Here is a 17,584-nt window from a genome sequence, read left to right as displayed (position 1 = left end):
ATCCCCAATCCCCGATCCCCAATCCCCAATCACTATTCAAGGAAAAATATCATGGAAATTATTGCTTTACTACTTGGAATTTTCGGTACTGGTACTGCTGCTGGTTGGTGGGTGATTCGCAATTTGTACTATATTTGTCAGCCGAGTGAGGTGTTGATTTTCGCTGGTAGTCGCACTTCTACAAGCGATGGAAAGTCGGTGGGATACCGTTTGGTAAAGGGCGGAAGTGGGATTCAAGTCCCGTTACTTGAAAAAGCTTTCCGCATGGATTTAACTAATATGATTATTGAATTGCGGGTGGTGAATGCTTTTTCTAAAGGTGGTATTCCTTTAACTGTAGAAGGGGTGGCGAATATTAAAATTGCGGGCGAAGAACCAATTATTTACAATGCAATTGAACGATTGTTGGGTAAAACTCGTAAAGATATTGAACAGTTAGCGAAGGATACTTTGGAAGGAAATTTACGAGGGGTGTTGGCGAATCTGACGCCAGAACAAGTGAATGAAGATAAAATTACTTTTGCGAAAACTTTGTTGGAAGAAGCGGAGGATGATTTAGAAAAATTGGGATTGGTTTTGGATAATTTGCAAATTAAAAATATTTCAGATGAGGTACGTTATTTAGATTCGATTGGACGGAAGCAGCAGGCGGAGTTGTTGCGAGATGCACGGATAGCGGAAGCCCAAGCGAAAGCGGAGGCGGTTATTAAAAGTTCGGAAAACGATCGCATTACTAAGTTAAGACAAATCGGACGGGATTTGGAAGTGGCTAAGGCGGAGGCGGAACGCAGAGTTAGAGATGCTTTGACGAAGCGAACAGCGATGGTGGCGGAAGTGGAGGCGATAGTCAATGCAGAGATTGCGCGGGTACAGGCGGAGGTAGCGGTACAAACTGAACGCATTAAACAAGTCGAAAATCAATTGCAAGCGGATGTGATCGCCCCAGCGACAGCAGAATGTCAGCAAGCGATCGCCAAAGCGAAGGGTGATGCAGCCAAAATTATTGAGGATGGGAAAGCCCAAGCCGCAGGTACACAGCGTTTGGCTGAATCTTGGCAAAATGCTGGTGCGGCGGCGCGGGAAATTTTCTTGTTCCAGAAGTTGGAACCATTGTTAAAAATGATGGCTCAGGGAGTTCCGCAAGTTGAGGTAGAAAATTTAACTGTAATTGATGGTGCAAATGGTGGTACTATCCCAAAAGTTGCTTCTTTATTAGAACAGTTGCGTCAGACTACTGGTATCGATGTTCGTAAGGCGATTAATGAATTTAAAGGTGATGGAAAAATTATCATTCCGGAAGTGAAATCAAATCTGGATAAACGCCCTGAGAAACTGTAGCAGTAGGTTGAGCCAAGACTGTTAAAAGTTAATTAATCCTTTACAGTATGGATGAATTCAAAGCGCAAATCCTCCAGCTTGTTCAAGAAGCTTGTCAGCAACCCAGAGGTAGTTTAGAACGCAAAAGGAAACTGAATCAAATTATTTACTTGATTCAAAAGTCAGGTAAACTTTTGCCAACTATTCGTTTACCTGATGCTGAAGAAGCTTTGCAGCAAACTTGGATATATTTCTGTCAAAATCTCTGTGAAGCCACAACTGCTAAGGAAGCCTACAATCCAGATAAAGGTTGTGTGACATGCTGGTTAAATGTTTACTTGAATTATCGCCTGAAAGATATTTACCGCAGAACACAAGAAATTAACCAAAAATTTATTTCTTCTTTTGCAAAAGAAAATGGTGAAGAAATAGACCCGGTAAGCTTAATTCCTGCACCACCTGAACCATCTCCTATTATCAAAGAAATTCAAGAATGGCTGATCACAGAAGCGAAGAAATTACAGCGGATTCATATTAGCGATCGCCCTGATATTAATTGTCAAGTTTTGATTGAACGTCGTTTTATTTTAGAAGTTGCTTGGAAAGAGATATCACAAGATTTTGGTGTGTCTATTCCCACCCTTAGTGGTTTCTACCAAAAAAGATGTATTCCGATTTTGGAAGAGTTTTGTAAATCCCAAGGCTATCTTGATTAACTGTATTTGAAGTTTAAGTTTACAACTATGAATTACATAACTGAGCGTCAAACCATATCTATTCCTATTTCTGAAGATTTCCGAGAGAATGCTCTCAGATTTGCCAAAGAACAACCAACACAAATAAAAGCTAAACAAGTTTATTTAAATACTTTGGCTGTTCAGGTAGTTAATACTTATTTACACATGCTAGATATTCCTACAGATTTAGTATCTAGCTATAGTTGGAATCCTTATAGAAGGTTAATTGATGATGTTGCTGATTTAGTGTTAACTGGGGTAGGACACTTGGAATGTCGAGCAATTCGCACAGGCGATCGCATTTGTGAAATTCCACCAGATGTTTGGGATGATCGCATTGGTTATGTAGTTGTCGAAATTAATCAAACCTGTAAAGAGGGTAAAATTTGGGGATTTTTACCCCATATCACAGCAGCAGAAATTGATATTAATTACCTACAACCATTGGATGAATTAATTGAGCGATCGCATCTCGTTTCTTTGCGATCGTGGCTGGAAAATATTTACACAACAGAGTGGCAAACTGTTGAAGAATTCACCAGTAAAATTAAACCTCAATTTGCTTTTCGTTCTATTAAACGTGTCAGAGGATTGAAATTGGAATCACCAGATATTGTATGGCAAATCATCGAGCAATTATACCCCAATCATAGTTGGCAAAAATGTTTACCAACCAAATTTTTGTCAAAAAAGTTCAACAATCGTCGTGAAAATATTGATAAAAATAATAATAGTCATACCTCATCCGAACTTCTGGATATTTTGGTTTATTTAATTCAAACTACTGAAGATGAAGAAACACGTTGGACTCTTGCAGAAATTTTGTGGACTCTCCAACCTAATCATCCTGCTGTGAGTGCTAGACGCATCATGGATTTAGGTATGCAGTTAGATGGTAGCGCTGTCGCTTTGATGGTAGCGGTTTTATCTAAACCAGATCAAACCATCGCTGTGTTATTGCGGGTTTATCCCATGAATAATGCTTATTTGCCATCAGGTTTACAATTAGCAGGATTATACGATAATGGACAACCATTTTTAGAAGTTAAAGCTAGAGAAGAAGATGATTATATTCAATTAAAATTTTGTGCGGAATTTGGTGAAAGATTTCGAGTTAGGGTTGGTTTAAATGATGCTGTGATCACAGAAAATTTTGTGATTTAAAGTTCTATATAAGTGATTAAGGAGTGGAAAATGTGGTTAAGCGTATCAAACTAGTCATTTTTGAAATCGGGGAGGGTTCTTTTGAGAGGGGATTTCCTATCAAAGTCAGAATTGGTGAACCTGGGAAGTCACATATTGCTGAGATTTCTGGTAGATTACCACCAGCACCAGATGTTCCGACAACATACACTGCATGGCAATCTATTTATGAGAAATTAGAAGCAAATTGGTTAATTATTATCCCGAACAACCAAATTACAAACTTCTCTAGTAAGGATGCTTGTAATCAAGCTGCTCAAAAATTTCAAGATAGTTTCAATGACTGGTTAAATCAAGCATCTGTTTTAGAAGTAGAACGACAATTATCAAAACTAATTGGTAATTCTGAAGATGTTCGCTTTATTTTACAGACTCAAGATTCATTGCTGCGAAGATTACCTTGGCATTTATGGGGTTTTTTCTCTACTAGCCATCCCCAAGCCGAAATAGTAATTAGTTCTGAATACGAACCATCGACAAAGCAACTGAAAGCACCAGTCAAAATTTTGGCAATTTTAGGTAGTAGTGAAGGAATTGATCTCCAACAAGATTTAGATTTTCTCAAAAATTTACCAGGTGCAAAAGTTGAACCATTAATAGAACCTACACGTCGTCAGTTGATTAAAAGTCTGAGAAATCAATCTTGGGATATTTTATTTTTTGCTGGACACAGTATCAGTCAAGAAGATGACAGTTGGGGAGAAATTCAAATCAATGATAATGAGAGTTATTTATCATTACGAAATTTGCGTTATTCTCTGCGACATGCTGTAAAAAAGGGATTAAAATTAGCAATTTTTAACTCTTGTGACGGACTAGGATTAGCCCGCAATTTAGCTAATTTACGCATTCCCTATACAATTGTGATGCGGGAACCTGTACCTGATGTTATTGCTCAAGAGTTTTTAAAATATTTTCTCACAGCATTTACTAGCGGTGAATCTTTATATACATCTGTAAATCAAGCGCGAGAACGCCTATATGAAGAGTGGGAAAGAGAATATCCTTGTGCTTCTTGGCTACCTGTAATTTTTCAAAATCCAGCTGCAAGGGAACTCAAATATCCCCGCATTCTCAACTGGAGAAAAAAGGTTTTATATACAGCTATTGTGACAATTTTTCTGGGGTGTATTGGTGCATTTTTAGAGTATGGCATTAATGAAATTAACTTTCGTAATCGTTTTAGTGATGGTAATCAAATTTTAATCAAAACAGTAGAAACTAAATATAAAAAACAAGGTGTGCAAGCATTTTCATGGCAAAATTATCATCAAGCAATTGATAAATTCCAAAAATCTCTGCAAATTCAACCCAATGATCCAGAGTCATTAATATATCTAAATAATGCTAGAATTGGTGATCAAGCAGCATTGACTATAGGAGTTCCAGTCCCGATTGGGACAAATCCTGATGTTGCCCAAGAAATTTTGCGAGGAGTAGGACAATATCAAGACGAAATTAACCGTAAAGGTGGTATTGATGGCAAGTTACTAAAAGTTGAAATAGCCAATGATGATAATAATTCTGCTATTGCTGAAAGAGTTGCCCAGAGATTTGTACAAAATCAAAATATCTTAGCAGTAATTGGACATAATAGTAGTGATGCTAGTGTGCCTGCTTCTAAGATTTATCAGGATGGAAAATTGGTGATGATTTCACCTACTAGTTCTTCTCCATTGGTAACTGATCCCCAAAATCGCAGTGAAGGTAGCTATATTTATCGGACTGTAATTGTAAATGATATGATTGCCGAAACTTTAGCAGAGTATGCAAAAAAAGTAGGCAAAACTCGCATTGCTATCTGTCGTGATTCTCAAGCAAAAGATCAATCTTATGAACCGGCAATAGCTTCCGCACTGGTAAATAATAAAGCTCAATTAATTGATATTCACTGCGATTTAGCAGCCAAAAATTTTCACCCCAAATTTGCCATTGAACGTGCTAAAGAAAAAAAAGCCGATAGCATATTTCTGAATCCTCATATTGACAGAATTGATAAAGCGATAGAGATTGCTAAAGCCAATCAAGGTCAATTTATGCTATTTGGTAATCCCAGTATGCAAACTAAAAAAACTTTGATGGCTGGTAAAGATGTCAACGGTTTAGTGATGGCTGTTTCTTGGCACGCTGATGCTTCTGCTAATAAAAACTTTGTCAAAGATGCTTATAAATTATGGCATAATCCAGAGTCTATTACTTGGCGCACAGCAAATGCTTACGATGCTACTAATACAATTGCCCAAGCATTAACGCAAAATGATAACACTAGAGATGGCATCCAACAAGCTTTATCTAATAGTTTTTCTTTAGAAGGTGCTACAGGAACTATTCAATTTTCACCTTGGGGCGATCGCATTGGTACAGCGGTGTTAGTGGAAGTCAAACCTGATCCCAACAATGCAAGTCGCAACAGATTTGTACTCAAAGGTTCTATTTCTAATCGTCTCAGCTTGGGGGACAAAATTTTAGTTAAAGATCATCTCAATAGTGATAAAAAAGCAGGTGTAGAAGCTTTTGCTCAAGAGAATTATGATATGGCGATCGCATCGTTTCAAAAATCTCTGCAAAAAATACCCGATGACCCCGAAACACACATATACTTACAAAATGCTCTTGCTGCTCGTCATGGCAAAGTTTTAAAAATTGCTGTTAGTGTTCCTATTGGTAGTAATATCAATGTTGCTAAAGAAATACTGCAAGGTGTAGCGCAAGCTCAAAATGAAGTCAATCATAAAGGTGGTATTCAAGGATATTTTTTGCAAGTAGAAATAGCTAATGATGATAATGATCCTGATATTTCTAAAAAAATTGCCAAATTTTTTGTCCAAAACAAGCAAATCCTTGCAGTTATAGGTCATAATGCTTCCGATGCTTCTGTCGCAGCCTGTGGAATTTATGAAGAAGGAAAATTAGTCAATATTTCTCCTACAAGCTTTTCGCTCAAATTATCGGGATGTGGTTCTTATATATTTCGCACTTCTCCGAATCTACGTTTTTTAGCTGATTTTGTTTCTCACTATGCTATCAATTTTGCTGATGTCAAAAAATTGGCAATTTGTGTAGATGAAAAAGCTATAGATAATCAATCTTTCCGTGATGAATTTACTTCTTCTACCATCGCCGATGGTGCAAGTATTGTGAATATCAACTGTGATTTTTCCGCAGCGGATTTTGATCCTCAAAAAATTGTTGCTGATGCAATTAGTAATGGTGCTACTGGTTTATTTTTAGCTCCCCATATTGATAGAATTAGTAAAGCTTTAGATTTAGCCAAAGCCAATCAAGGCAGACTCAAATTGTTTGCTAGTACTTCACTATATACTTTACAAACTCTACAAAAAGGACAAGCTGATGTGAATGGTTTAGTGTTAGCTGTCCCTTGGGAAATGAGAAGTAATATACAAAGCGAATTTAGTAAAAACTCTCAGAAACTTTGGAGTAGCTTAGTCACTTGGCGTTCTGCGACAAGTTACGATGCAACTTTAGCCATTGTTAACGGTTTGCAGCAAAATAAAACTCGCAATGGACTGCAACAAGTCTTGCGTAATCCCAAGTTTTCAGCTAACGGTGCGACTGGGAAAGTCCAGTTTTTACAATCAGGCGATCGCCATATTCAAAACAAAAATGATATTGTCCTAGTCCAAGTTCAATCAAGTCGCACATCTGTAAATAAATATGAATTTTTTCCTGTAAATCCTTAATGCCAATATAAAACTTTCTCCTTAACTAAATTGCGTCCATCGCGAGAAACTTTCAGGATTTTCCGGTTAAGAAGATAATGAATTTTACCTTTAATCGCAATATATTCACTATCATCTGTTTTCACAGAAGAGTTGTAATGTGGCTGTAATGGTAGAGTGATGATATTATTTCCATTCTTAGTAATAGCTACATAAATATCTGGCGTTTCTCTACCACAAATATATACAATATAGTTTTTGGTTGCAGCTTCTACAAAGGAAGTATTACCTGTCGGACAACCCTGAGCTAAAGATTGACCATCAGCTGCGATCGCATGATTAACTTTTTCTCTTAAAACAACACTACTACGTTTAGTGAGTTTAGTTATTACTAATTCATAAGGTGTAACAGTATATATTACGCCAGTGTGATTAGCAAAGTAAGCTTCATCAACTTTGTTACTCACAGGAAGAGTGATTTTCCAACCACTATTTTTAGAAACTTGTACGTAGTATCCTAAAGAACTTGTTTCATCTCCTTTGCAAATATAAATATAATATTTAGCTGTCTCAAAAATTCTCTTCGCTAGCAATTTTGCAGATGGACAAACTTGTTTTTGGGTCAATTGTACTAGAGAATTATTGAAGTTACTTTTAATTTGTGCTTGCGCCTTTGCAAAATGTGAGAAAAATGATAAACAGCCGAGACAAACAAAGGCTAAATTTAAACTTCCTTTGTGATCCAATTGAAGTTGTAAAATCTTCATATTTTTACTTTTTTAAACAGCAAAACTACCGCCGCAACTAACTAGTTAATGGCGTTGAAATATCAGTGTTTTAACGGTTGCAAAGCTGAAATTATTATCATACGAAAAAAAAACCAGAACAACTAAAAGTCCTGGACTTATTTATTTTTTTAAAAATCTAATTATTAAATAAAGTTATTGCTAGTCATTTGTCATTTGTTACTCTCCCTTGCTCCTCTGCTCCCCATTTCTGTGTCCTCGTGTCCCCCTTATCCCTTACTCGGATAAGACAAATCGATGGTTTAATCCAATATTTAAAATCTAAAGTCCAAAATTGTTTGACTCACATTGCTGTCGGGTAATGTGATGACGATAGCGAAACATTGCTTCTAGCTGCACATTGATTAACCACCCACCCAAAAATTCCACTGGAGACCCACCAGGTAAAGCAAAAGAAATTTCATCGGTCAATCTGGTTTTACCATTTTCGGGTTCAAATCGATGTCGGTGTACCCAATATTCAAAGGGACCAGATATTTGCTCATCGGTAAATAAATGATATTCTTCGTATTCAGTATGACGCGCCAACCAACGTAAAGGTAATGGTCCGAGAAAAAGGCGAAATTCCGTGACAGCACCCACACCCAACCCTTCCTCGCGACGCATGACTTGCACGGGTTGCCAAGGTGGAGTTAGCATTTGTAAAACATCCGGTCTTTCATGAAATCGCCATACAACCTCTACAGGTGCATTAATTACTGAGGAGTACTTAAAGTCCAGCATTGAAAACAACCTTAAATTCACCCTTCATATTCAGTATCAATTTCAATATCCAGAGTTTCTTCATCAACACGGATATATAAAATATTCGGACGACAGCAAACCTGACAATCTTCCACATAAGATTGTTGTCCCCCTCCACTCAAGTCAACAAAAGTCAGATTTGGTTCCCCACAATAAGCGCAATAAAACTCAGCTGTAGTTTGCATTTATCAATTTTAGATTTTGGATTACTAATTGCCAATGAATAATTTACTTATCACTAACCGTTAGCAATTAGCAATTGCTCAGATGGCTTAAACTGACTTGTGGCTGCTGCTAGATGCTTTTGCAGGGTAGACTGTGGTAATGGCCCATGTAAATGATCCCAAGGTAAGACTTGCTCAGTTGACCAGTTAGCATAAACATAAAAATCTAACTCAGGTAGTTTCCCTCTCAGTTCCTTAAAAGCACGTTTGTAGCTACCCAGAGAATCCCCAAAGTTGCGAGTCAGTTCTAACAGGTGTGATAATCTGCGATCGCCCCTCGATATCAAAGCTTGAATTATAGACCAATTGTAACTTTCCGGGCGAAAATCTATCCCTTGGGGTTTAAGCTGTTTTTGTAATAATTGCAAGCGTTTTTCTGCTTGAGGATTTACCCCAAACCATTGAAATGGTGTATGTGATTTGGGTACAAAGGTGCTACATCCCAATGTTAACCGTAAACCGGGAGCAGCTTTTTTGATCTCACGCATCATTGTGACAGTAGCGTCTAAATCCTCTGGTTCCTCACCAGGAATTCCTACCATCCCATAAAGTTTTAAACCTGTTAATCCTCCAGCTTTCGCATTGCTCGCTGCTTGGATAATCTCATCGTTGTGTAGCTTTTTATTAATAATTTGTCGTAATCTTTCCGAACCACTTTCTACAGCAATTGTCAAAGATTTAGTATCTCGTTTCGCCAAAGTTTGTGCTAATTGTACCGTGACAGTATTAGTTCGCACCGAAGCAATACTCAAGCGCACATCATCGTATTTTGGCTGACTAATATAATCTAATAAATTATCAAATTCTGGATGTTGAGTCACTGAAGCACCCAATAATCCCAGCCTATTTGTCACAGCTAAACCTCTCTCAATTGCTGGAATTAATGACTCTTCAATACTCGCAGTTCTAAAAGGTAAAGTCAGATAACTCGCCAAACAGAAACGACACATTTCTGGACAACTTCTCACCACTTCTACCATATAAATATTTTCCCAAGCAGCCTTTTGAGTGACTACAGTAGAAGCTGATAAAATATTGCCACGATAAGTTTGCTTTTGGACTATACCCGGAATTTCTGATGCAATGGGACGAATAGATTTAATCCCACCCTCAACATCATGATATTCTACTGTATACAAACTCGGAACATAAATTCCTGGTACTTGTGCTAGTGTTTTTAGTTGAGTTTGTCGATCTGCATTTCTCACAGTTTGATAAGCATCGATAAAATTACCAAGCAGATTTTCGCCATCCCCCAAAAGAATGACATCAAAAAAATCTGCAAAAGGTTCTGGGTTAGCTGTGAGGACAGGTCCACCACCAAAAACTATGGGATGATGATCATCACGATTAGCTGTGCGGATCGGAATTTCTAAAGATTCCAGTAAATTCAAAATATTCACATAATCCAATTCCCAAGACACAGAAAAGCCCAGTAATTCTGGTTCTCTCGGAAGCGATTCATGCATATCAGTAAACAGTCGGCTTACCTGTAAATCTGCACGCATAGCCAAAGTTGCCCATACTATCTGATAGCCAAGGCTAGTGATACCTACTGTATACTCGTTGGGAAAGGCAAAGATTGTCGAAATAGCGTTAGTTTCAGGAGTAGCAGGAGTAAATAAAAGGCGTTCGGCAGAAAAAACAGATGATGTCACAGGTAATTATTTCAGAAGGATTATGTTTATCTATATCTAATTTTAAGCCATAAAATTATCAGGTTAAAAATTAAAGTTATCAAGTTCGCTAAAATTATTGGTAAAGCCGACAGATAAAGCCCATAGATTAGCCATAAAAAAATTCCTATATTAAAGCTAATTAGCATAATATAGGAAACATCTTTGGCTGATTTAGTACGCCATGTTTTCAGCAATTGTGGTACAAAAGAAAATGTTGTTAAGGTAGCGGCTACCAATCCTAGAATTGTAATAAAATCCATCAGATTTAATAGTTAAATTCCTATAGGATTACTATAGTCAGGTGTATAAAGAATAAACTCAATGCTGCCTATGCTAATCTAATGTGCTGAACCAAGTTTCTAAATCTGCTTGAAGTTGAAAATCTAACAATGCTTCACCAAGATTTTCTAATTGTTCTAAAGAGAGATTTTCAATTCGTTCTACAACTGGTTGAGGTAATTCTCCTATACGACGAGTCAGTTGACGCAGAATTAGCGATCGCTCTCCTTGTTGTCGTCCTTGTTGCTCTCCCCGTTGCTCTCCTTCTGCAAGGATTTCCTGATAAATTACTGACTCGCGCATCATACCCTCCCGAAATAAGTTTCTAATCAAGTCTTTTTTATATTTTAACCCCGCTAAAATTTGGGTGTAAGCAGAAATTTCTGCTCGTTGTTGTGGTTTAAGTTGATTGACTCGTTCTACAACTTGTTGTAACAACGCTTGGGGTTGGGTGGTTGCTGTCAGTGGTGCTAATGGTAATAAAGCTTGGTGATTGAGAAATAGTTCTGGGTTTTCTTCCCATATCCGAATTACACGATATTCATGACGGGTGGTTTCAAGATTGAAGCTGGTTTCAATCACTGTTTCTGGTGTCGGGGGAAGCAATAATACGACAACTTGTGTGATTGGTAGACGATATAACCGATACAACCTTACCCAATAATCGAGCATCCGCAGGGGTAGGGCCTTACGGCGATCGCACTGTGATTAAATTAATTTCAAACTTCACTCTCATTTATGTGATTTTTTGAGATAACACTTAGCCCAAGCATATCTTTGTGAATCTTTCTTCAATAAATAATTTACAGCTTGTTGACGCTTAATTTCATCTTTTGTACTTCTAAGTACCCGCTTAATTTCATCATCTATATCATCTGTTTTCGCACCGCGTTTTTCTGCCTCTTCAAACCAATAATCTCCTTTTGAATATTCACCTTTGTTATAATATATTGCCCCCATTAGAGTGTAAGGCTGATAACTTTCTGGGTGACATTCGATAGCTTTTTTGGCAGATTTTTCGGCATTAACTAAATCACCAATATCTCTGAAAGCTGCACCTCTAGTTACTAAAATAGCTGATTGCAGCTTACTTTCTCTAATTTTACCTAAATCTAAATTAGTTATATTTAATGCCTTTTCTGGTTCATCTGCTTTACGCCAATAACTACTAGCAGTAGGAATGTGCCATTTATTTGCAGTACGTTTAAATTCCTGTTCATAAAAATCTGCTTCGAGACTGTAATGTGCTATAGCAATATTTCCATCACCAGATAAAAGTCTTTCTTCTATCAGCTGAACCACTAACAGAGGATCTAATCGCTCTTTTCTCTCTAATTTGATCATGATTGTGTAAAATGGTTCAAGTGGTAATTGATTGCCAGGATCTAAAAGTCCATACTTTTTCTTGAGCGCTACAAATTGCTTTTTCTGAGCGAGATTAATAATATCTTCTCTTTCATGGTTTTTCAACCAGTCAATCTCTGTGTCTGTCAGCAACTTTCCTAATTCTACATTGGACTTTAAATTAGAAGCATACTTTTCGTGAGCGATCGCCAGAGTTTCGGTTAATTTTCGCTTTTTGAGAAAATTAATATCTTGTTCGCTTAATTTTTCATTTAAATCTAGTCTTTTGAGAACTTTATACAAATAACTTAGAGGTGAAGAATCTTCATACTGACTTGCCTTATACTTAGCTTTTAAAGCTGTAAATTCTCGCTTTTGTTCGAGTTCATTAGCAATGGCAAGTGTTTCAATCAGTCCCTGCTGTTCTAGCCAGGAAATCTCTGAGTAAATTAGCTTTTTATCTAAGTCTATTTTTTGTAAAATTGGATATAGTGGACTAGATATAGATACATCCTGATATTGAACTGCTTGATACTTTTCTTTTAACTGAGCAAACTCTGCTTGTTTTTCTAAGTTTTGCTGCTCAACAATATCTATTGTTTCAAGCAATTCTTTATGCTTCAACCATTCCAATTCAGATTTAGTTAATAAGGTTTTATTTTCCAGTTTTTTCAAAATTGCATAGAGTGGGCTTTGAGATGATGACTCTTGAGATTTAATAGCTTTATATTTGGTCTTCAATGTCAAAAAGTGTTGACTTAGTTCCATTTCATGAACAATTTGAAGCGTTTCAACAAGTTGATGATTTTGCAGCCATTTGATCTCTGACTGATTCAACTGTTTTTCTGAGTTAAGCTTCCAAAGAATTGGATACAGAGGAACAGAAATATCATCTTTGAAACCTTGCCAAAAATTCGGTACTTTGTACTGATTTTTGAGACGGGAAAACTCTTTTTCTAATTTTTTAAGTTCTTCTACCCTTCGTTTTTCTTCTTGACTGATAGCTGCAACAGTTTCTAAAAGCTCATGCTGTCTTAACCAGTCAAATTCTAATGTTGACAGCTTAATTCCTAAGTCTACTTTTTGCAATATTAAATACAATAAACTAGCTGGAGATGAATCTTCATATCTACTTGCGTGATACTTGGACTTTAAAGCAGTAAAGTGTTGGAAACTATTTTGCAACTCTTTATCCATGTTAGTAGCAACCGCGTTAGTACAGAGGTGTTTGTATTTTTTGCTACTATAACAACATGAATAGAAAAGCAACTAGGGCAATATTCCCACTTAAGACAAGAAAAATTTATACTGCTCACACATAATTTCCATTTTTCGTTTGTAGTAAGGACTTTAGTCCTTATTTTGAGGACTAATACCATTTCACGTTAATCACGATACACATAAATTTTGTACCAGACGCGATATATCGCGTCTCTACAGGGTCTGTATTTGTATCAGATTTTTTGTGAAATGGTATCACACAGCATTGTGATTATCTCCTAGATCCTGGTTAATTGAAGTGAAATAGATGAGAGCGAGCAGACTTCATATATATAAAAAAACTCAGCTGATAAATCAACCGAGTTCTGATCATACTTAATCAATCATCAACCTAACTCTGTGCTTGGGGTGAACGAGGAATAGTCACATCTATGGGTGTGACTTGTTTTGCTAACTGTGTCAAAGGTGGATTTATCGCCGTTTGATTACCCACAACTAAAGTTACTAACGAATCTGGTTTCAAGTATTGTTTTGCTACTCTTTGGACATCAGCTGCTGTGGTTGCTTCTACTGCTTTTTGGTAGCTGAAGAGAAAATCAGAGGGATATCCATAATATTCGTATCGCATCAAGCGCGATAAAGTTTGGGCGGGATCTTCAAAATTGAACACAAACGAATTGAGGGTAGATTCCTTCGCAAAAGCCAATTCTTTAGGTGTAACTGGTTGAGTTTGGATGCGTTTAATTTCTGTTTGCAAAGCTTTCACAAATTGTACAGTCGCATCCGATCGCGTTTGTCCACCAGCAATGAATACACCGGGATAATCATAACGGGGACTCCAGTAACCATATACAGAGTAAGCTAAACCTTGACGCGATCGCACTTCATTAAACAAACGTCCGCCAAAACCATTTAACACCCCATTCAACACATCCAATGCTGGATAATCAGGACTTTTAAATTGTCCTCCCAAATGACCAATCAGAATATTACTTTGAGTCAGTTGTGGTTGATTCACAAAAAAGACACCGCTATCTTTCGCTGCTATTTCTGGTAACTGGGGTTTCGTAAAATTCGGGTTGGGTTTCCAGTCACCAAACTTTGCTTGAATCAGAGATTTCATTTTTTGAGGATTAAAATCGCCCACAATTCCCAAAATCATATTATTGGGATAAAAATACTGTTGGTAAAACTTCACCAAATCTGGGCGAGAAATTTTATTCAGCGTCACATACTCTGTTGTACGCGCGTAGGGGTTTTCCTTCCCATAGACTAATTTCTTAAATTCTCGTTGGGCAATATCATTGGGATTATCATTACGACGGGAAATCTTACCTCGCTCTTGTGTTTTTGCCAAAGCTAGTTTATCTTCAGCAAAAATTGGTTCCCGCAGAATCTCAGCAAACAACCCCAACACAGTTTCAACATCTTCACTGAGTGCTTCAAAATTAGCAGTACCAGTACTTTCATTTATATCAGTTTCCACTGAAGCAGCTCGTTGTTCCAACATCTGATTTAACTGATCAGGTGTATGGGAACTCGTTCCCCCAGTTCGCATCACCGTCCCTACCATCTGAGCTAAACCGACTTTATCTGATGGTTCAAAGCGATCGCCAGTACCAATCATCGCCGCACCAGTCACCAATGGCAATTCATGGTTTTCCATCAAATAAACCACAATACCATTATCTAACTTATATCGCTCATACTTCGGCAACTTAATTTCCGGTAATGGCCCAAACTGTAACTCAGTGTAATGTTTCGCTGCTGTCGCCGCCCAAGAAAAATTAAAAGTTAAAAGTACCAAGACAAAAGCAGCAACCACTGCATAAACCAACCCCTTAAATTTAAAACCTCGGATTTTCATCTGCTTTTTGCCTGTTCTTTTATACTTCTTCATACCTCTTCTCTTTTCCTCTGCGTCCTCTGCGCCTCTGCGGTTCATTCCTCATCCCTGCTGTGATAACAGCTTACCAATAGTCCGATTTTCTGGTGTAAAAGTTGTCTTAGCGACTCGTTGAATATCCGCAGCCGTCACAGCTTCCAATTTGTCCAACTGCTTAAATAAATTTCGCCAAGAACCAGTTTTGACCTCATACTCCAACAACTGCTGCGCCATTCCCATATTAGAATCGAGCGATCGCAACAATTCTGCTCTTGCTTGAGTTTTAACTCGTTCTAAATCTATCGCTGACACAGGTTCACTCTTGAGTTTGTCTATTTCTTGCCGTAAAGCGATCGCCACTTCATCAACAGTATGACCAGGAGCCGTCAGAGCATAAAATAAGATCAAATTCGGATATTTGTCTCCGGGAAAACCACTAAAACCTTGGGCTGAAAGTGCTAATTGCTGTTTTTCCACCAAAGATTTATACAAACGTGATGTCCGTCCATCACTCAACAAACTACCAATAATTTCGTACACAGGATCATCTGGATGAGTAAGTGCAGGGCGATGATAACCTTCTAAATACCAAGGTTGAGAATTTAACTTAACTGTCACTTCCCGCGTTTGTTTCTGTGGTGGTTCTACTGGTAGTTTTGCTACTGCTTTCGGTTTAGCTTTGTAACGTCCAAAGTAGATTTGCGCTAGTCTTTTAACTTCACTGGGGTTGACATCTCCGACAACAGCCATAGTTAAATTACTCGGCACATAATACCCATCAAAAAACTTCTGCACATCTTCCCGCGTCAAATTGCGGATATCTTCGTCATAACCAATAATTGGACGTCTGTAGGGATGGACTTTGAAAGCTGTATCGATAAACTTCTCTAACATCAGTCCAATCGGAGAATTATCTACCCGCAGGCGTCGTTCTTCCAAAATTACATTTTTTTCTTTATAAAACTCTCGGAATACAGGTTCAAGAAAACGTTCTGACTCCAGCGACATCCACAATTCCAACTTATTAGCAGGAAAGCTATAAAAATAACGAGTTGCTTCTGTGGAAGTATTCGCATTTAAATTTACACCTCCTGCTTGTTCGACAACTTGTCCCAATTCATTTTGCTTGACAAGTTTTGCCGCTTGTGATTCTACTTGCTCAAATTGGGCTGTCAACTTAGCAACTTCATCTTTCTTACCAGCAGCTTGAGCTGTTTCAATTTGCACAGCTAGTTGATCCAACTTATCTAGCAGGGGTTTTTCTGCTTTGTAGTTTTTTGTACCAATTCGAGTCGTACCTTTAAAAGCCAAATGTTCTAAAAAGTGGGCAACACCAGTTTTTTTATCTGGTTCATCGACACCACCCACATCAGCGTAGGTCAGAAAAAAAACAACTGGTGTTTGGTGACGTTCCAAAACAATGAACTTCATCCCATTGTCGAGGCGAAACTCCGTCAACTCTTTTATGACTTGATCCAGATAGGGCTGAATCGAACTTTGGGCTGGTGGGGTTTGAGTCTTGGCTAAAGCAACTTCCGGTAAAAATCCCCACCACAAGGTTAATGCTAAAAGCAGAATGGCAATCAGGCGATTTAATCTCTGTTTAAACATTCGTAATCCAAAATCTACGATCCCAAACTTAAAATTAGTATCATTCATAAGCATAATTAAAAGTAAAGTTTTGTTAGCGAAAATCGCGGCTACTTGTGAGTAGAGCGTTAATCTTGTATTAAGCTTTCTGTGTTTTTTGTACTTGTCGTAAGACAATAATGCTACGAGTCCTGTTCCGGATATTTCACTATAACTGTTATGCGTGTTTTTAACTCTCCTCCCCCATCAGAGGCACAAACCCGTGGTCGCATTTTACAGGCTGCACGGCGGTTGTTTGCCTCCCAAGGATTTGATGGCACCACCACCCGCGACTTAGCACAAGCAGCAGGAGTCGCGGAAGGAACCCTATTTCGACATTTTGCCAATAAAAAAGCGATTTTGGTAGAGGTCGCAACTGCTGGTTGGGTGGAGATTCTGACGGATTTGCTTACAGAATTAAGTGAAATGGGCAGTTATAAAGCTGTGGCGCAGGTAATGCGCCGCCGGATGTGGAACATGCAAAAAAGTGCCGACTTAATGCGGGTGTGTTTTATGGAGGCACAATTTCATCCAGATTTGCGCGATCGCATCCAGTCAGAAGTAATTGACAAAATGACCGATGTTGCCGAAGCTTTTTTCCAAACAGCCATGGATAAAGGCATTTATCGCCAAATGGATGCCAAATTAGTAGCCAAAGTATTCTTAGGAATGTTTGCGATCGCAGGCTTTTCTCACAATACCTTGATGGAACCTGATGCTTCTCCTCAACAAATGCAACAAATGGCCGAAGGACTCGCTGATATTTTCCTCAATGGTGTATTAACTAAAGATTAGGGAAAGGGGATTGGGGATCGGGGATTGGGGGGGGGGGAAAG

The 17,584-nt window shown here is 38.0% G+C and carries 13 protein-coding genes and 1 pseudogene; 5 read left to right on the top strand and 9 right to left on the bottom strand.

Features of this window, described 5'->3' with window-relative positions:
* The 4 genes from B4U84_RS09140 to B4U84_RS09125 form a co-directional block, all read left to right on the top strand.
* A partial coding sequence (locus B4U84_RS09140; RefSeq protein WP_242677580.1) for a flotillin family protein occupies positions 1–1,338 on the top strand: 1,338 nt, incomplete at its 5' end.
* 47 nt (positions 1,339–1,385) lie between these two features.
* Positions 1,386–2,033, top strand: a complete 648-nt coding sequence (locus B4U84_RS09135; RefSeq protein WP_131117141.1) for a sigma-70 RNA polymerase sigma factor region 4 domain-containing protein — start codon at positions 1,386–1,388, stop codon at positions 2,031–2,033.
* A 27-nt stretch (positions 2,034–2,060) separates the two neighbouring features.
* Complete coding sequence (locus tag B4U84_RS09130; protein ID WP_131117138.1) at positions 2,061–3,218, top strand: DUF1822 family protein; 1,158 nt, start codon at positions 2,061–2,063, stop codon at positions 3,216–3,218.
* A 32-nt stretch (positions 3,219–3,250) separates the two neighbouring features.
* Positions 3,251–6,958 carry an ABC transporter substrate-binding protein gene (locus B4U84_RS09125; protein ID WP_131117135.1) on the top strand — a complete coding sequence of 1,236 codons (3,708 nt, stop codon included), beginning with the start codon at positions 3,251–3,253 and terminating at the stop codon, positions 6,956–6,958.
* Here B4U84_RS09125 and B4U84_RS09120 read toward each other — a convergent pair.
* The 9 genes and pseudogenes from B4U84_RS09120 to B4U84_RS09080 form a co-directional block, all read right to left on the bottom strand.
* Complete coding sequence (locus B4U84_RS09120; protein ID WP_131117130.1) at positions 6,955–7,704, bottom strand: hypothetical protein; 750 nt, start codon at positions 7,702–7,704, stop codon at positions 6,955–6,957. The genes B4U84_RS09125 and B4U84_RS09120 overlap by 4 nt on opposite strands.
* 300 nt (positions 7,705–8,004) lie before the next feature.
* A complete protein-coding gene (locus B4U84_RS09115; RefSeq protein ID WP_017313679.1) occupies positions 8,005–8,466 on the bottom strand; it encodes an SRPBCC family protein in 462 nt (153 codons plus the stop codon).
* Positions 8,467–8,483: 17 nt separating this feature from the next.
* A complete protein-coding gene (locus B4U84_RS09110) occupies positions 8,484–8,672 on the bottom strand; it encodes a CPXCG motif-containing cysteine-rich protein (RefSeq protein WP_017313680.1) in 189 nt (62 codons plus the stop codon).
* 53 nt (positions 8,673–8,725) lie between these two features.
* A complete protein-coding gene (locus B4U84_RS09105; RefSeq protein ID WP_044447520.1) occupies positions 8,726–10,369 on the bottom strand; it encodes a B12-binding domain-containing radical SAM protein in 1,644 nt (547 codons plus the stop codon).
* Positions 10,370–10,395: 26 nt separating this feature from the next.
* Positions 10,396–10,650, bottom strand: coding sequence for an SWEET family sugar transporter (locus B4U84_RS09100; RefSeq protein WP_017313682.1), 255 nt, complete (start codon positions 10,648–10,650; stop codon positions 10,396–10,398).
* Positions 10,651–10,723: 73 nt separating this feature from the next.
* Positions 10,724–11,353 (bottom strand): annotated as a pseudogene (locus tag B4U84_RS09095) (Rpn family recombination-promoting nuclease/putative transposase); the annotation flags it as partial.
* 48 nt (positions 11,354–11,401) lie between these two features.
* Positions 11,402–13,210, bottom strand: coding sequence for a hypothetical protein (locus B4U84_RS09090; protein WP_131117127.1), 1,809 nt, complete (start codon positions 13,208–13,210; stop codon positions 11,402–11,404).
* A 415-nt stretch (positions 13,211–13,625) separates the two neighbouring features.
* Positions 13,626–15,101, bottom strand: coding sequence for a M16 family metallopeptidase (locus tag B4U84_RS09085; protein ID WP_131118830.1), 1,476 nt, complete (start codon positions 15,099–15,101; stop codon positions 13,626–13,628).
* 81 nt (positions 15,102–15,182) lie between these two features.
* Positions 15,183–16,730, bottom strand: coding sequence for a M16 family metallopeptidase (locus B4U84_RS09080; RefSeq protein ID WP_242677579.1), 1,548 nt, complete (start codon positions 16,728–16,730; stop codon positions 15,183–15,185).
* A gap of 198 nt (positions 16,731–16,928) precedes the next feature.
* On the opposite strand from B4U84_RS09080, the gene B4U84_RS09075 reads away from it, so the two are divergent.
* Positions 16,929–17,543: a TetR/AcrR family transcriptional regulator gene (locus tag B4U84_RS09075; RefSeq protein ID WP_017313686.1), complete on the top strand. Its 615-nt coding sequence runs from the start codon at positions 16,929–16,931 to the stop codon at positions 17,541–17,543.
* Positions 17,544–17,584: the final 41 nt, after the last annotated feature.

Source organism: Westiellopsis prolifica IICB1 (genome assembly GCF_004323185.1).
Taxonomy (GTDB): Bacteria; Cyanobacteriota; Cyanobacteriia; order Cyanobacteriales; family Nostocaceae; genus Pelatocladus; species Pelatocladus prolificus_A.
This window is presented reverse-complemented; position numbering and strand designations above follow the sequence as displayed.